General features: G+C 64.9%; 15 protein-coding genes. 11 read left to right on the top strand and 4 right to left on the bottom strand.

All coding sequences use genetic code 11. The features are described from left to right. Positions 1-120 precede the first annotated feature (120 nt). Positions 121-366, top strand: a complete 246-nt coding sequence (locus Lysil_RS02920) for a DUF6582 domain-containing protein (RefSeq protein ID WP_103074067.1) — start codon at positions 121-123, stop codon at positions 364-366. A 15-nt stretch (positions 367-381) separates the two neighbouring features. Here the strand turns inward: Lysil_RS02920 and fghA are convergent, their stop codons facing one another. Genes fghA through Lysil_RS02905 form a run of 3 tightly spaced genes read right to left on the bottom strand, consistent with a single transcriptional unit; the run spans position 382 to position 3,747 of the window. Next, positions 382-1,209 carry an S-formylglutathione hydrolase gene (gene fghA / locus Lysil_RS02915; protein WP_103074066.1) on the bottom strand — a complete coding sequence of 276 codons (828 nt, stop codon included), beginning with the start codon at positions 1,207-1,209 and terminating at the stop codon, positions 382-384. Further along, positions 1,209-2,318, bottom strand: a complete 1,110-nt coding sequence (locus Lysil_RS02910; RefSeq protein WP_103074065.1) for an S-(hydroxymethyl)glutathione dehydrogenase/class III alcohol dehydrogenase — start codon at positions 2,316-2,318, stop codon at positions 1,209-1,211. Before Lysil_RS02910 ends, fghA begins: the two co-directional genes overlap by 1 nt. 49 nt (positions 2,319-2,367) lie before the next feature. Further along, positions 2,368-3,747, bottom strand: coding sequence for a glutamate--cysteine ligase (locus Lysil_RS02905; protein ID WP_103074064.1), 1,380 nt, complete (start codon positions 3,745-3,747; stop codon positions 2,368-2,370). Positions 3,748-3,899: 152 nt separating this feature from the next. Here Lysil_RS02905 and Lysil_RS02900 point away from each other — a divergent pair, with 152 nt between their 5' ends. From Lysil_RS02900 to Lysil_RS02890, 3 genes are all read left to right on the top strand, one after another. Further along, positions 3,900-5,747, top strand: a complete 1,848-nt coding sequence (locus tag Lysil_RS02900) for a glycoside hydrolase family 13 protein (protein ID WP_103074941.1) — start codon at positions 3,900-3,902, stop codon at positions 5,745-5,747. Positions 5,748-5,784: 37 nt separating this feature from the next. Continuing rightward, entirely contained in the window at positions 5,785-6,651 is an 867-nt protein-coding gene (locus tag Lysil_RS02895; RefSeq protein ID WP_103074063.1) for a helix-turn-helix domain-containing protein, read from the top strand. A gap of 81 nt (positions 6,652-6,732) precedes the next feature. Next, positions 6,733-7,743 carry an MBL fold metallo-hydrolase gene (locus Lysil_RS02890; RefSeq protein ID WP_103074062.1) on the top strand — a complete coding sequence of 337 codons (1,011 nt, stop codon included), beginning with the start codon at positions 6,733-6,735 and terminating at the stop codon, positions 7,741-7,743. Positions 7,744-7,753: 10 nt separating this feature from the next. Here Lysil_RS02890 and yihA read toward each other — a convergent pair whose 3' ends face one another. Continuing rightward, entirely contained in the window at positions 7,754-8,389 is a 636-nt protein-coding gene (gene yihA, locus Lysil_RS02885) for a ribosome biogenesis GTP-binding protein YihA/YsxC (RefSeq protein ID WP_103074061.1), read from the bottom strand. Positions 8,390-8,497: 108 nt separating this feature from the next. Here yihA and Lysil_RS02880 point away from each other — a divergent pair, with 108 nt between their 5' ends. From Lysil_RS02880 to Lysil_RS02850, 7 genes are all read left to right on the top strand, one after another. Beyond that, positions 8,498-9,343, top strand: coding sequence for a c-type cytochrome (locus Lysil_RS02880; protein ID WP_103074060.1), 846 nt, complete (start codon positions 8,498-8,500; stop codon positions 9,341-9,343). A gap of 95 nt (positions 9,344-9,438) precedes the next feature. Beyond that, positions 9,439-10,113 (top strand): thiol:disulfide interchange protein DsbA/DsbL, encoded by a 675-nt coding sequence (locus tag Lysil_RS02875; RefSeq protein ID WP_103074059.1) that lies wholly within the window; start codon positions 9,439-9,441, stop codon positions 10,111-10,113. After that, positions 10,113-10,904, top strand: coding sequence for a thiol:disulfide interchange protein DsbA/DsbL (locus tag Lysil_RS02870; RefSeq protein ID WP_103074058.1), 792 nt, complete (start codon positions 10,113-10,115; stop codon positions 10,902-10,904). The genes Lysil_RS02875 and Lysil_RS02870 overlap by 1 nt, the downstream gene beginning before the upstream one ends. Beyond that, positions 10,904-11,677 carry a thiol:disulfide interchange protein DsbA/DsbL gene (locus Lysil_RS02865; protein ID WP_103074057.1) on the top strand — a complete coding sequence of 258 codons (774 nt, stop codon included), beginning with the start codon at positions 10,904-10,906 and terminating at the stop codon, positions 11,675-11,677. The genes Lysil_RS02870 and Lysil_RS02865 overlap by 1 nt, the downstream gene beginning before the upstream one ends. Before the next feature lie 37 nt (positions 11,678-11,714). Beyond that, on the top strand, positions 11,715-12,473 hold the full coding sequence (locus Lysil_RS02860; protein WP_103074056.1) for an endonuclease/exonuclease/phosphatase family protein: 759 nt from the start codon (positions 11,715-11,717) through the stop codon (positions 12,471-12,473). A 72-nt stretch (positions 12,474-12,545) separates the two neighbouring features. After that, positions 12,546-14,501, top strand: a complete 1,956-nt coding sequence (locus Lysil_RS02855) for a lytic transglycosylase domain-containing protein (RefSeq protein ID WP_103074055.1) — start codon at positions 12,546-12,548, stop codon at positions 14,499-14,501. Between the two features lie 5 nt (positions 14,502-14,506). Beyond that, on the top strand, positions 14,507-15,739 hold the full coding sequence (locus tag Lysil_RS02850) for a multifunctional CCA addition/repair protein (protein ID WP_103074054.1): 1,233 nt from the start codon (positions 14,507-14,509) through the stop codon (positions 15,737-15,739). Positions 15,740-15,997: the final 258 nt, after the last annotated feature.

Here is a 15,997-nt window from a genome sequence, read left to right as displayed (position 1 = left end):
CCAGACTATGCCGATTTTGCGGCGCCGCAGCAATCTCCAGCCCGGGATCGCAACGATTCCTTGACGGGAACTTTCGTTTGCATGATCCAGACTGGGCCTTCGTCCATGAGGAGACCGATCATGTCCGAACTTGAAGCCCGCGATCGCAACGCCATTCCCGAAGGCGAATTCGCCTTTCCCAAGGAGCGGAAATTGCCGCTCAAGGATGCCAGCCACGTCCGCAATGCGGTCGCACGTTTCGACCAGGTTGAAGACGTCAGCGACGGCGAGCGTGACGCGGCGTGGAAGCGCATCGAATCCGCCGCACGGAAATTCGACGTCGAGTTGCACGAAAAAGGCTGGCGCGAACTCGGCAAGCCGCACTAGTGCGGTTCCGCGGAATCAGCGCAATGCCCGCGCGTGATGGGCGATGTGATCGCCGATGCAACTGGCGATGAAATAATAGCTGTGGTCGTAGCCGCGTTGCATGCGCAGGGTCAGCGGATGGCCGGCCGATTCGCAGGCCGCGTGAAGCAGTTCAGGTTGCAATTGCGTGGCGAGGAATTCGTCGGCGTCGCCTTGATCGACCAGCAACGGCAGTTTCTCCGTGGCTGACTTCACCAGTTCCACCGTGTCGTAGCGCCTCCACGCTTCGCGATCTTCGCCGAGATAGGCGGCAAAGGCTTTTTTGCCCCACGGCACCTGCGACGGCGCAACGATCGGCGAGAACGCCGAGACGCTGCGATAGCGTCCGGGGTTCTTCAACGCGATCGTCAACGCACCGTGTCCGCCCATTGAGTGCCCGCTGATCGCACGCGCATCGCTCGCCGGGAAATTCGCCTCGATCAATGCCGGAAGTTCATCGACCACATAGGAATACATGCGGTAATGCCGTGACCACGGCGCCTGCGTGGCATCGACATAGAAACCGGCGCCCTTGCCGAGATCGTAGCCTTCGGCATCCGGCACAGCATCGCCACGCGGGCTGGTATCCGGCGCGACCAGGATGATCCCGTGTTCGGCGGCGTAGCGTTGCGCGCCGGCCTTGGTGATGAAGTTCTGTTCCGTGCAGGTCAGGCCCGACAGCCAGTACAGCACCGGGCAACGTTCGTTCGCGGCTTGCGGCGGCAGGTAGACCGCGAAATTCATCTCGCAATCGAGGACCGCGGAATGATGGCGATACACGTCCTGCCAACCGCCGAAACAGGCGCGATGTTCGATGCGCTCCATCAGAAATGGACAACGCTGCGGATCGATTTTCCTTCGTGCATCAAATCGAACGCTTCGTTGATGCCTTCCAACCCCATCGTGTGCGTCACGAACGGCGCCAGCTCGATCTCGCCACGCATCGCCTCCTCGACCATGCCCGGCAATTGCGAGCGCCCTTTGACGCCGCCAAACGCCGTGCCCATCCACTTGCGGCCGGTCACCAGTTGGAACGGACGCGTCGAAATTTCCTGTCCCGCACCGGCGACGCCGATGATCACCGACTGCCCCCAACCACGATGCGCACACTCCAGCGCCGCACGCATCACGTTGACGTTGCCGATGCACTCGAAGGAATGATCGACGCCCCAACCGGTCATCTCGACGATCACTTGCTGGATCGGCTTGTCATGGTCTTTCGGATTGACGCAATCGGTCGCACCCATCGAACGCGCGAGATCAAACTTCGACGCATTGGTATCGATCGCGATGATGCGTCCCGCCTTCGCCTGGCGCGCGCCCTGCACCACCGCGAGACCGATGCCGCCGAGCCCGAATACCGCGACGGAATCACCCGGCTGCACTTTCGCGGTGTTGTGGACCGCGCCGATGCCGGTGGTCACGCCGCAACCAAGCAGGCACACCTGTTCGTGGTTGGCTTCGGGATTGATCTTCGCCAGCGACACTTCCGCGACCACCGTGTATTCACTGAAGGTCGAGCAACCCATGTAGTGATACAGCGGCTGGCCGTTGTAACTGAAACGCGTGGTGCCATCGGGCATCACGCCTTTGCCCTGGGTCGCGCGCACCGCGGTGCAAAGATTGGTCTTGCCCGACTTGCAGAACAGGCATTCGCCGCATTCGGCGGTGTAGAGCGGGATCACGTGATCGCCCGGTTTCACCGACGTCACGCCTTCACCGACTTCAACGACGACACCCGCGCCTTCGTGACCGAGCACACAGGGAAACAACCCTTCCGGATCGTCGCCGCTGAGCGTGAACGCATCGGTGTGGCAGACGCCGGTGTGGGTGATCTTCACCAGCACTTCGCCGGCCTTCGGCGGCGCGACATCGATCTCGACGAGTTGCAGTGGTTCACCCGCGGCGAAGGCGACGGCGGCTCGGGATTTCATGCGGTACTCCTTGATGGTTCTGTGCGCCCGATGATCCAACGGCGCTCGATCAATACGCATACTCGCTGAACACCGGATCGACCGAGCCCTTCCACGGCCCGTGGAACAGTTCGAGCTTGCGTTCGGCCGGCGTCTGGCCGGCTTCGGCGATTTCCAGCAACGGTTCCAGGAAACCCGACTCGTCGGCGCCTTCGTGGTTGCAGCGGCCGTTGCCCGCGCGACCGCGCCGGCGCAATCCTTCCAACGAAATCTTCAGCGCCTCGATCGCCAGGTCGCGTACGGTGCCGCCGCGGAACGGCAATTTCAATGCATGCTTCGGCACGCCGTCGCGCAGTGCGTGACGTTCGACCATGGTGAAATCCTTGACCAGATCCCACGCCGCATCCAGTGCAGCATCGTCGTAGAGCAGGCCGACCCAGAACGCCGGCAGCGCGCACAGGCGCCCCCACGGACCGCCATCGGCACCGCGCATCTCCAGGAATTTCTTCAACCGCACTTCCGGGAAGGCGGTGGTCATGTGGTCGTTCCAGTCGCGGATGGTCGGCAGTTCGCCGCGCAGTCCGTCGAGCTCGCCGGCGAGGAAGGCACGGAACGATTTGCCGGAGAGGTCGATGTATTCGCCGCCGCGATAGCTGAAGTACATCGGCACGTCGATCAGGTAATCGACGTAGCGCTCGTAACCGAAGCCGTCCTCGAAGACGAAGTCGAGCATGCCGGTGCGATCGCCGTCGGTATCGGTCCAGATGTGCGAGCGATAGCTTTGGTAACCATTCGGCTTGCCATCGGTGAACGGCGAATCGGCGAACAGCGCGGTTGCGATCGGCTGCAACGCCAGCGACACGCGGAACTTCTTCACCATGTCGGCTTCGCTGGCGTAATCGAGATTGACCTGCACCGTGCAGGTGCGCGTCATCATGTCGAGGCCGAGCTTGCCGACCTTGGGCATGTAGTCGCGCATGATCTTGTAGCGGCCCTTCGGCATCCACGGCATCTGGTCGCGTCGCCATTTCGGCTGGAAGCCCATGCCGAGGAACCCGAGGCCGAGTTCGTCGGCGACCTGGCGCACTTCGTTGAGGTGCGTGCCGACTTCGCGGCAGGTGTCGTGGATGGTTTCCACCGGCGCGCCCGACAGTTCGAGCTGGCCGGCAGGTTCCAGCGTCACCGAGGCCATGCCTTGCGTCAGCGCGATGACGCGGCCGTGTTCCTCGAACGGCGTCCAGCCGAAACGCGCCAGTCCTTTCAGCAACGCCTCGATGCCGCGTTCGCCATCGAATTCCGGTGGCCGCAGATCGTCGAGACGGAAGCCGAACTTCTCGTGCTCGGTGCCGATGCGCCAATCCTCGCGCGGCTTTTCGCCTGACGCCATGGTCGCGACCAGTTGGCGATAGTCGGTGATCGGCGTGTCGTTGCTGGCGGACGGACCGGACATGGGTGACTCACGAATCGCGGGGTGTCCACTATACGGCCGCGGATGCGGCCGGGCGACGGCCATCGTGCATACGAATTCATCCCGGCCTGCGTTGTCGCCACCCCCGCACGCTTGTAGCCTCGACCCCATCGAGTCCACCACCCGGAATGGCCATGCGCCTGGCAACGTTGCTCTGCTGCTTCCTGTTCGCCATCGCGATCCCGGCGGGCGCCACCACCATCGATCATTTGGAGCCCGCGAGCTGGTGGGTGGGGATGAAGCACCATCGGGTCGAACTGATGGTGCATGGCGACGGCATCGCCGCGACCACGCCACGGTTGCAGCGCGCGGGCGTCACCATCGTCGATGTGCAACAGGCCACGAATCCGAACTATCTGTTCGTCACCGTCGATGTTGCCGGCAACGCCAAACCGGGCGCGTTCGACATCGAGTTCGTCGAACACGGCAAGGTGGTGGCGAAACATCCGTGGCGGCTCGATGCGCGCGCACCCGGTTCCGCGCAACGCCACGGTTTCGATGATCGCGACGCCATCTACCTGATCACGCCGGACCGCTTCGCCAACGCCGATCCGCGCAACGACAGCGTCGCCGGGATGAAGGAAGCCGCGAACCGCAGCGACGCCTTCGGCCGCCACGGTGGCGATCTCGCCGGCATTCGCCAGCATCTCGACTACATCGCCGGACTCGGTTTCACCCAGGCCTGGATCACGCCGGTACTGGAGAACGACCAGCCGAAGCAGTCCTACCACGGCTACGCCATCACCGATCTCTACCATGTCGATCCGCGCTTCGGCAGCAACGGCGATTACCGCGCGTTGTCGCAGGAAGCACGCGCGCGCGGCGTCGGCCTGATCATGGACGTGGTGCTGAACCACATCGGTTCCGGCCACTGGTGGATGCGCGACCTGCCATCCAGCGACTGGATCAACAACGGCGGCAAGTTCTTCCACACCAACCATCGCCGCACCACCATCCAGGATCCGCACGCCGCGGCGGCGGATCGCCGCACCTTCGTCGAAGGCTGGTTCGGCCCCGACATGCCCGACCTCAACCAGCGCAACCCGCACCTGGCGCGCTATCTCATCCAGAACACCTTGTGGTGGATCGAATACGCCGGCCTCTCCGGTATTCGCGAAGACACCTTCGGTTATGCCGATACGCAATTCGTCAGCGATTGGGGCAAGGCGGTGATGGACGAATATCCGCACTTCGCCATGGTCGGCGAGGAATGGAGCACGAATCCCGCGATCGTCGCGCACTGGCAACGCGGCAAGGTCAATCCCGATGGCCACGTGCCGTACATGACCAGCATGATGGATTTCCCCATCCACACCGCGTTGCGCAGTGCGCTGTTGCAGCCGGAAACCCAGTGGGAAAGCGGTTGGGTGCCGCTGTACGAAACGCTCAGCAACGATTTCCTCTATCCCGATCCCGACCGGCTGGTGATATTCGCCGAAAACCACGACACCACGCGGCTGCTGGCGCAGGTCGATGGCGACATCGGATTGTGGAAGATCGCGATGGCATACATCGCGACGATGCGCGGCGTCCCGCAGTTCTATTACGGATCGGAAGTGTTGCTGCGCGGCCCGAAAGAACGCAACGATGGCCAATTGCGCGCCGACATGCCCGGCGGCTGGGCCGGCGATGCAGCAAACGCCTTCACTGGTGCGGGTCTGTCCAGCGCACAGCGCGATGCCCAGGATTACGTGCGCAAGTTGTTCCAGTGGCGCAAGCGCACGCCGGTGGTGCAGACCGGCAAACTCACCCACTTCGCGCCCGAAGGCCCGGTGTACGTGTATGTCCGCCACGACGGCGCGCATGCAGTAATGGTCGCGCTCAACAAGGGCGATACCGGCAAAGTGATCGCGCTCGATCGCTTCGCCGATTTCGTCAAAGTGGGCGATCACGCGCGTGACGTATTGGGCGAAAAAGACGTGCAACTCGGCGCGACACTGTCGCTGCCGGCGAAATCGGAGACGATCCTCGAACTCAGGTAAACAGGCACTAAACACCGCAGGTCTATCATTCGCGTTGATGAACCTTGCCCACCCGCTCACGCAGGCACCGCCCCAGCTGCCCGCGCAACATCTACTTGCGCAGCTGGAACGCCTCGCCAGCTGCGATCGCACGGCCGAATACGCCTGCATCACCGCCCGCCACCAACATGGCGCGAGATCCGTCGACGTCACCCAGCCCACCCTCGCCATCCTCTTGCAGGGACGCAAGCAAGTGCATGGCGCCACCCGATCGCTCGAATTCGCGCCCGGCGATGTCTTCCTGATGGCGCGACGCTGCCGCCTCGACGTGGTCAACCTGCCCGATCCTGCCAGCGGCATCTATCTGAGCCTGACCATTCCACTGTGCGATGGCGCCATCCAGACGGCGCGCATGGCGTGGGTCGACCCCATCCGCCGCGACGGCGACGACATCGCGAAGTTCGACAATCTCGACTTGTCCGAAGAACTGCAGCGCTGGGCAAGCGCATTGCAGGCAGGGCAACTGGCCGAAGCGCGCATCGCACTCGCCGCAGTCGTGATCGCGTTGTGCAGGCGCGGCCAGACTTCGCTGCTGGCACCGCACTCACCCAGCTTGGCGATGCAGGTCCGCGACACCGTTGCCGCGCAACCGGATCGCGAATGGACATCACGCGATTTCGAAACCATGCTCGGCATGAGCGGCGCGACCTTGCGTCGCCACCTCGTCGCCGAACACACGACCTTGCGCGACGTCATCGCATCCGCACGCCTGGGTTGCGCATTGACGCTGCTCTACACGACGCGCTGGCCGATCAAGACGGTCGCGGCCAAGGTCGGCTATCGCTCGGTCTCCAGCTTCACCAAACGATTCAGCGATCGCTACGGGATGGGGCCGTCGGAAATCGGCAACGCGGAGACGGCGTGAGCGTTTGACGACGCAATTTGAGCGCATCGCGCCCAGCCGATACGCAATGCTGGCGACTGCTCCCGCAAGGAATCATCCCTCATGTCCTTTGCACTTCTGCCGCGCGTCGCCCGCTCGATGGCACTGGCGCTCGCCTGTTGTCTCCCGTTCACGCAATCAGCCGCAGCGCAAACTGCCGCCATCCCCATGCCCAGCCGACAGGCGCCGGGCTACTACCATCAGGCGATCGGTTCCCTGCGTGTCACCGCATTGTTCGATGGCATGGTGTACCTGCCGCTGTCCGACCTGCACGGCATCACGCCAACCAAGGCGCGCGCGCTGCTGCACGACGAATACGTGCCGGAAACCGCCAAGGGTTTGCAGACCTCGGTGAACGCCTACCTGATCCGCAACGACAAGCAACTGACCCTGGTCGATACCGGCGCGCAAGCCTGTTTCGGGCCGGGCCTGGGCCAGGTACTGGATAACCTGAAACTTGCGGGTTACGCACCGGAGCAGGTGAGCGACATCCTGATCACCCATGCGCACCCGGATCATCTGTGCGGAATCCTGGACGCGCAGGGCAAGCCGGCCTATCCCAACGCCAACGTGTGGCTGGCGCGCGAAGACGGCGATTACTGGCTGGATCCCGCCAAGGAAAAAGATCCCACCGTCCCCGCATTCTTCCGGCCGCTGTTCGCGATGGCGCGCAATGCCGTGGCGCCCTACCAGGCAGCCGGAAAATTGCATTTGTTCGGCGCCGGCGACAGGCTTCCCGGAGGCGCGCAACTCGTCGTCGCCCATGGCCACACGCCGGGGCACAGCGCCTATCTGTTCGATGGTGGCCATGGCCAGAAGTTGCTGGTCTGGGGCGACAGCCTGCACTACCACGCCATCCAGTTCCGCCATCCTGAAGTTTCATATGCAGGCGATGCCAACGATGCCCGCGCGATCGACTCGCGCCGGCACTTGTTGCAGCAGATCGTCAGCGGCCGCTGGCGGGTGGCCGCCGCGCACATGCCATTCCCGGGACTCGGTCATGTGCGTCGCGACGGCAACGCCTATGCGTGGATTCCAGCGGAATATTCACCATTGCCGCAAGACGGACGCTGATGTCGCCAGCTCAGGCGCCGCTGGCGGTAGGCGCGCCCAGGCCCAACCAGCGCGCGATCACCGCACGCGCCTCGTCGACGCCTTGCTTCGATTCGCCGGAGAACACCTGCGCAGTCACGCTATCGCCGAATTCCGCCGCCAGTTGCTTGCGCACCGCCTGCAACGTATTGCCGGCCGCGCCGCGCGAGAGCTTGTCGGCCTTGGTCAACAATGCATGTGCGGGCAGTCCGCGGCGCACTGCATAACCGAGCATCTGCAGATCGTATTCCCGCAGCGGATGGCGGATGTCCATCACCACGACCAATCCCGCCAGTGCACGCCGCGATTCGAAATACTGGGCGATGAAAGCCTGCCAGTGTTCCTGCATTTCCTTCGGCACCTTGGCGTAGCCGTAGCCGGGCAGATCGACCAGATAGAGGTCGGCGTGCGGCGGCAATTCGAAAAACACCAGCTGCTGGGTGCGGCCCGGCGTCTTCGACACGCGCGCCAACGCGTTCTGCTGGCAGATGGCGTTGAGGGCGCTGGACTTGCCGGCGTTGGAACGACCGGCGAAGGCGACTTCACGGCCACCGTCGGTCTCGGCGGGCAACTGGCGGACGGTGTGGGCGGACAGGAGATACTGCGCGCGCTGGAAAGGCTGGCTCATGGCGACAGGATAGTCGGCGCGGGGCCGCGTTGACCGCTTCCGGGGTTGGAACGGATAATCGGAAGGTTGCGCCGGCTGCGTCCGGTCTGGGTCTCATCGGGAGTTCACATGCGTCACGTTCGTGCTTTCGGCCTCGTCGGCCTGGCTGCTTTCGCCCTCGCCGCCGTCGCTTATGCCCAGTCCACGCCCCCGGCCACCGCGTCGACCGGCCACGATCCCAATGCCTACGCCGAGCTGGACAAGACCCATTGGGGTGATGCCAAGGCCGGCGCCGCCAAGGCCGGTGCCTGCGCCGCCTGCCATGGCCTGGATGGCAACTCCACCGCCAATCCCGCGCTGTATCCGCGCATTGCCGGCCAGAGCGAACGCTATATCGCCAAGCAGCTGGCGTTGTTCAAGAGCGGTCTGCGCACCGATGGCAACGCCGCGCTGATGATTCCCTACGCCAATGCGCTGAGCCCGCAGGACATGCGCGATCTCGGCGCGTACTTCCAGACCCAGCACTCCGGTGCCGGCGTCGCCGACGACAGCGCGATCGCTTCCGGCCCGTACGCCGGCAAGAAGCTCTATCAGGTCGGTGAACAGCTGTACCGCCAGGGCGACCGCAGTCGCGGCATCGTCGCCTGCACCGCCTGCCACGGCCCCGACGGCGCCGGCAATCCCGGCCCGGCCTACCCGCACATCGGTGGCCAGCAGTCGTGGTACGCCGAGATGCGCCTGAACGAATACCGCGGCGGCCAGGCTGCGTTGAAGGACGACAAGCTGTGGGGCCTGATGGCGCTGGAGACGAAGAATCTCTCCGACGAGGAGATCAAGGGTCTGTCCACCTATCTGCAGGGCCTGCACAACCGTGCCGACCAGGCCAGCCCCGCCGATGTCGCTGCCGCCAAGCAAGCTGCAGCCACCGCCACGCCGACGCCGTCCGCTACGCCGCAGCCATCCAAAGCCAACTGAGGGAACTTTTCCCTCCGTGGCCAGTCCCATGGTTCACGTTCCGGATCATCGCGCCGGCCCATGATCGGGCCGGCTTTTTTTTGCCAGAGGTCCCCATGCGCCCGATTTCCATCAAGCACGCCTCCATCCAGCACGTCCAGTCTTTCCTGATCACCAGCCTGCTCGCGCTGTGCGCCAGCCTGCCCGCCAACGCCGCCACTGCCGCCGCCGCGCCATTGGTGCAGGGCACCGATTACGACATCGTTGCCGGCGCGCAGCCGTGGCAAACCCCGAAGAAGGGCGAAGTCGAGGTCGTCGAGGTCTACGCCTGGTGGTGCCCGCACTGCGCCCACTTCGCGCCGATGATCTCGGCCTGGGCCTCGCGCCAGCCGGCGTGGGTGCGCATGGTCTATCTGCCGTCCGATCCCGACGGTACTGGCGCGGCTGCGGCCTTCGCCGCCAAGCGCGCCGGCGTGTTCGCGCGCGTGCATCCGGCGATGTTCCGCGCCGTCCACGACGACCACAGCATGCCGGCCCGCGCCAGCATCGAGGAATACGCCGCGTTCATGGCGCCGTTCGGCAGCACGCCGGGCAAGCTGATGGCGCTGATGCAGTCGCCGGAAGTCGCCGCCGACCTCAAGCGTGATCGCGCCTTCCTGCTCGCCGCACAGATCGACGGCACGCCGACGCTGCTCGTCAACGGCAAGTACAAGATCCTCGGCCGCAGTTTCGAGGAGGAACTCGTTATCCTCGACCGTCTTATCGCCCAGATTCATGGAGGCACCCTCTGATGCGTACCCTCGTTTCCATCGCCGCGCTGGCGCTCGTCGCCACCTTGTCCGCTTGCAAGCCGAGCGCCGATTCCGCGCCGGCCGCGACTGCCCCGGCATCCTCCACGCCTGCCGCCGACAGCAGCACGCCAGCCAAGGATTCCGCGCCAGCTAGCACCGCATCGACGACGCCGCCGGCACCGCCCGTGTCGCACGTTCCGACTGGCCCCGCGCCGGTGGAAGGCAAGGATTACGAAGTGGTCGCCAATGGCCAGCCGTTCGATCCCGTCGACGGCAAGATCGAAGTGACGGAAGTGTTCAACTACGTGTGCCCGGCCTGTGCCGCGTTCGAGCCGATGTTCGCGCCGTGGGCGAAGTCGCTGCCGGCGGACGTCCATGTGACGCATCTCGCGGCGCCGTTCGGCCGCATGTGGGACGACTATGCGCGTGCCTACTACGCTGCCGAGGCATTGGGCGTGGTCGACCGCACCCATCAGGCGATGTTCGACGAAATCCACGTCAAGCAGACCTTGAAGGGCGAACACGGCACCGACGGCATCGATGCGATCGCCGCGTTCTACGGCCGCCAGGGCGTTGATGTCGCGCAATTCAAGTCGGCGGCATCGAGTTTCGCGGTGGAAAGCAAACTGGCCAAGGCCAAGCAATACACGCAGGCGGAAGGCGTCAGCGGCACGCCGACCCTGATCATCGATGGCAAGTACCGCATCACCGGCGGCCAGACCCGCGACGAGCAGTTGAAGATCGCCGATGCGTTGATCGCCAAGGAACGCGCCGCGCGAGGTGGCCATTGATGTTCGCCTTGTCGAAGCAGCTGCGTGCTTCCGCACTGATCGCCGTGTCCGTGCTGGCGATCAGCGCCTGCACGCAGAAACCGCAGGCCGCGACGGAAGCATCGGCGACGGCGCCGAAGGCCGCGCTTGCCGAACCGCTGCCGTTCGATCCCAGGCTGGTGCAGATGGCGACCACTGCAGCCACCCAGGCGATCGCCGAGGCGAAAACCAAGCCAGTCGTCGCCGGCAAGGACTATGACGAGATCGCCAACGGCCAACCGTTCCAACCGCTGGACGGCAAGGTCGAAGTGGTCGAGGTGTTCGCGTACAGCTGCCCGCATTGCGCCGATTTCGAGCCGTTGCTGGAAGCGTGGACCAAGCAGCAACCTGCGAATGTGCGGGTGATGCCGCTGCCGCTGGCGGGTGGCGTCGCCAGCGATCTCGGTCGTACCTATTTCGCCGCGGTGAAGACCAACCAGTTGCAAGGGATCCACACCCGGATGTTCTACGGCATCCATGGCGACAAGTCGCTGCCGGCGGGCGCCAGCGGCAACGACATCGCGGCATGGCTGGGCAAGCAGGGTTACGACGGCAAGACCTTCCGCGCGACGATGGCCAGCCCGGAGGTGCAGCAGCAGATGCAGCAGGCGCACGATTTCGAGCTCCGCAGCGGCGTCGATTCCACGCCGACGCTGATCGTCAATGGCAAGTACCGCATCAAGGGATCGAGCCAGCTCGACGATCTGCGCATCGCCAGCACACTGATCGCCCGGGAGAGCGGCGCCGGCAAATGAAAGTGATGACGCCGCACCGCGCGTGCATCGGCTTGGCATGACGCGCCGCCTGCGCCTGCTCAGCGCCAATATCCAGGCCGGATCGAGCACGCGGCGTTACAGCGATTACGCCACCCGCAGCTGGTCGCACGTGCTGCCGTTCGGTGGCAAACGCGGTGCGCTCGATGCCATCGCGGAGCTCGCCGGGCAACACGACATCGTCGGCCTGCAGGAAGCCGACCCCGGCAGTTTCCGTTCCGGTTTCACCAACCAGACGCATTACCTCGCCATGCGCGGCGGTTTTGCCTATTGGACGCATCAACCCAATCGCAGCGTCGGCGGCGTCGCCTCCAGCGCCAACGGGCTGTTGAGCCGGCTGGAACCGCTGGTGATCGAGCATCATCCGCTGCCGGGACGCGTAAAGGGACGCGGTGTGCTGGTGGCGCGCTTCGGTGCAGGGGATGACGGATTGCGCATCGCCATCGCCCATCTGTCGCTGGGCGCGACATCACGGCGCGCGCAGCTGGAATTCATCGGCGAACTGCTGGGCGATGCACGCAACGCGGTCTTGATGGGCGACTTCAATTGCGGCATCGAACGCCCGGAAATGGCCGCGCTGTTCCGCGCCACCCGCCTGCAACCGCCGCAGTTCCATGTCCCTACCTTCCCGAGCTGGCGACCACAACGTGCGATCGACCATGTGCTGACCACCGATGGCATCACCCTGGCCGGACTCCGCGTGCTGCCGGCGACGGCATCCGATCATCTCGCGCTGTCGGCGGACCTCGAGATTCCGGAGCACGCGTTATCGCGGTGACGCAGCACGGACCCACGCCACCGGCGCACCGATGTCCATCATCCGTTCAAGTGACGCCGCTATAGTCGGGGCATGAATCGCCCGCTCCGCGCCATCCTCGCCCCCATGCTCTGGCTGCTCTCGGCCTGCGCACCGCATGGCGCCGCGGAAGCACAGACCGCACCAGCGCTGTCGCCCTCCGATGCCGCGATGCAGTCCGCGCTGCTCGCTGCCGAACAAGGTCGCCTGTCTCCCGATCAGGCGCGCGCACTGGCCAACCATCCGTTGCATGCGTGGCTGGATGTCGCGCGCATCCGCCAATCCCTGTCCACCGCCTCCGCAAGCGACGTCGCGGCGGCGTTGCAACGCGATGACGGGCAGCCCGCAGGCATCGCACTGGCGGACATGTGGCGGGCGGAACTCGCGCGCCGTCAGGACTGGAACACGCTGTCTGCGTTGGATGCCGATGGCAGCGATTCGCAGGCCAATCGTTGCCTCGACCTGTTGGCGGACGCGAAGCTCGGTCGTTTCGACGATGAGTGGACGCAGGATGCGCGCAAGGTGTGGCGATCGGGGCGACCGTGGGCCAGCGCCTGTCGCGAACCGATGGCGCTCCTCGAACAACGCGGCGGTGTCGATGATGCGCTGCGCTGGAATCGCTTCGATGCCGCGCTGGAGCAGAGGCTGCCGGCGGTGATGCGCGATGCCGGCAGGTCACTGTCGCCGGATCAGGCGAAACTCGCCGGCGAATATGCCGATTTCCTCGGTGCGCCACGCGATTCCGCGATGGCATGGCCGAAGACCACGCGCAGCCGTGCGGTGATCGCGGCCGGGCTGGAACAGGAAGCAAAGAACAACGCGTCAGCGGTCGAAGTTGCGCTGCCGAAATGGAGCAGCGCCTTCGCATTGGACGATGCGCAACGTGGCCGGGTGCTGGCCGCGATCGCCCGCGCCTCGGCGATCGATCGCGATCCACGCACGCCGCAGCGCTTCGCTGCGGTGCCGGCCTCGGCGTTTGATGATGCCCTGCATGAAATGCGCGCCCGTGATGCACTCTCGCGCGGCGACTGGCCGACGACATTGGCGGCGATCCGCGCCATGCCCGACGCCTTGCGCAACACCTCGCGCTGGACCTATTTCCTCGGCCGCGCGCTGGAACAGGGCGGACAACGCGAACAGGCACGCGCCGCTTATGCGGCCGCCGCGCGCAGCAGCGAATTCCACGGCTTCCTCGCCGCCGATCGCCTGCACCAACCATACCGGTTGTGTCCGTTGCCAACTCCGCAGACGCCATTGCAATCGCCGGGATTCCAGCGCGCCTTGGCGCTGCATCGCATCGGTCGCAACGACTGGGCGGTGCGCGAATGGAGCGCGGCCGCGCAGTCCGCAGCGCCTGCGCAGCGACTGGCAGCGGTGCGCGATGCGTTGGCGCAGCAATGGTTCGATCGCGCCGCCTTCGGGCTGGATCGCACCCAGCCGCAGGAAATGCGTCTGCTCGACATGCGCTTCCCGTTGCACTACGACGCCGACATCGAGCGCGCGGCCAGCACCAATCGCCTTGATCCGGCGTGGGTCGCTGCCGAAGTCCGCGCCGAAAGCCTGTTCGATCCGCGCGCGCGCTCCAACGCCGATGCCCGTGGATTGATGCAGCTGATTCCGGAAACGGGGCAACGCATCGCGCGCCGCAACGGCATCGGTTATGTCGATGGCAACAGCTTGTACGATCCCGGCAGCAACATCGCCATCGGCAGCGCGTACTTGCGCGACCTGCTGGACAGGGCCGGCGGAGCGTTGCCGGTGGTGATCGCCGGATACAACGCCGGGCCGAACGCAGCGGCACGCTGGAAATCGGAGCGCCCGACACTCGAAGCCGATGCCTGGATCGAGGCGATCCCCTACAAGGAAACCCGCGAATACGTGCCGCGCGTGCTCGGCTTCAGCGTGATGTACGACTGGCGCATGCACGGCAAGATGCTGCGACTCGGTGACCGCATCGGCGGACGCCTCGATGGCGAACGCATCGCGCCGTCTTGCGATGCGGTGAACTGATCGCCATGCAGGTCTATCTCGTCGGTGGCGCGGTGCGCGACGCATTGCTCGGACTGCCGCCGGGCGATCGCGATTTCGTGGTGGTCGGCGCGACGCCGGAACAACTGCTGACGCTCGGTTATCGTCAGGTCGGCCGCGATTTCCCGGTGTTCCTGCATCCGCAGACCGGCGAGGAATACGCGTTGGCGCGCACCGAGCGCAAATCGGGACGCGGCTACACCGGCTTCGTCGTGCATGCCGCACCCGACGTGACGCTGGAAGATGACCTGCGCCGTCGCGATTTCACCATCAATGCCATCGCGCAGGCGGAAGACGGCACGCTGATCGATCCCTACAACGGCGTGCGTGATCTGCACGCTCGTGTTCTCCGCCATGTCAGCGACGCCTTCGCCGAAGACCCGTTGCGGGTATTGCGCGCGGCGCGCTTCATGGCCCGTTTCGCCGCGCTGGGTTTCACCATCGCGCCGGAAACGCTGGCCCTGATGCGGGCGATGGTCGACTCCGGAGAGCTCGAAGCATTGGTGCCGGAACGCGTATGGCAGGAACTGTCGCGTGCATTGCGCAGCGCCCGAACTTCCGCCTTCCTGTGCGCGTTGCGCGAATGCGGTGCCTTGAAGGTCGCGCTGCCGGAAGTCGATGCGCTGTACGGGGTTCCACAACGCGCCGAATATCATCCGGAAATCGATACCGGGCGTCATATCGAACTGGTCTGCGACATGGCCGCGACACTCGCGCCGGGCGACGATCTGATCGGCTTCGCCGCGCTTACGCACGATCTCGGCAAGGCATTGACGCCAGCCGATGAACTGCCGAAACACGTGATGCATGAGCAACATGGCATTCCACCGTTGCAGGCGCTGGCTGCACGCCTGAAAGTCCCGACCGAACACCGCCAACTCGCCGAGATCGCCTGCCGCGAACATCTCAACGTGCATCGCCTGCATGAATTACGCGATGACACGGTGCTGCGTCTGTTCGAGCGCATCGATGCCTTCCGCAAGCCGGAGCGCGTGCGGCAATTGGCGCTGGTGTGCGAGGCCGACAAGCGCGGGCGCGCAGGGTTGGAAGATTCCGCCTATCCGCAAGCGGCAGAACTGCAGCGATTGTTCGAGGTCGCGCGTGGCGTCACCGCCGGCGACTTCCCGGACATCGCGCCCGGACCCGCGCTGGGCGAAGCAATTCGCAAAGCGCGCGTCATGGCGATTGCGAAAGCGCGCACTTCGTCATCCCGAGCGTAGGGTGGGATCAGTTTTAACTCTCCAGCAGCCGGTGCGGCCGGAGTTCCTCGCACGCGCTGGCTGGCGTGTGTGACCAGCTCCAATGCGCGGGACGCCGTGAATCCATCCATGGAGGCTCGACTCGGCATCCTGCCTCGTATGCCCGCGCATCGGACTGGCGCACCCACTGGCCGCGCGCGTGTTGTTGCGTCTCGCGAAAGCAACAACACGCACCTGTTGTGACTTCATCGAAACAACGAAACGCTACCCGCCCGGCAG

Origin of the sequence: Solilutibacter silvestris (assembly GCF_002895945.1) — a bacterium.
GTDB classification, from domain to species: Bacteria; Pseudomonadota; Gammaproteobacteria; order Xanthomonadales; family Xanthomonadaceae; genus Solilutibacter; species Solilutibacter silvestris.
The sequence above is the reverse complement of the archived record's forward strand: the minus strand, read 5'-3'. Positions and strand labels throughout refer to the sequence as shown.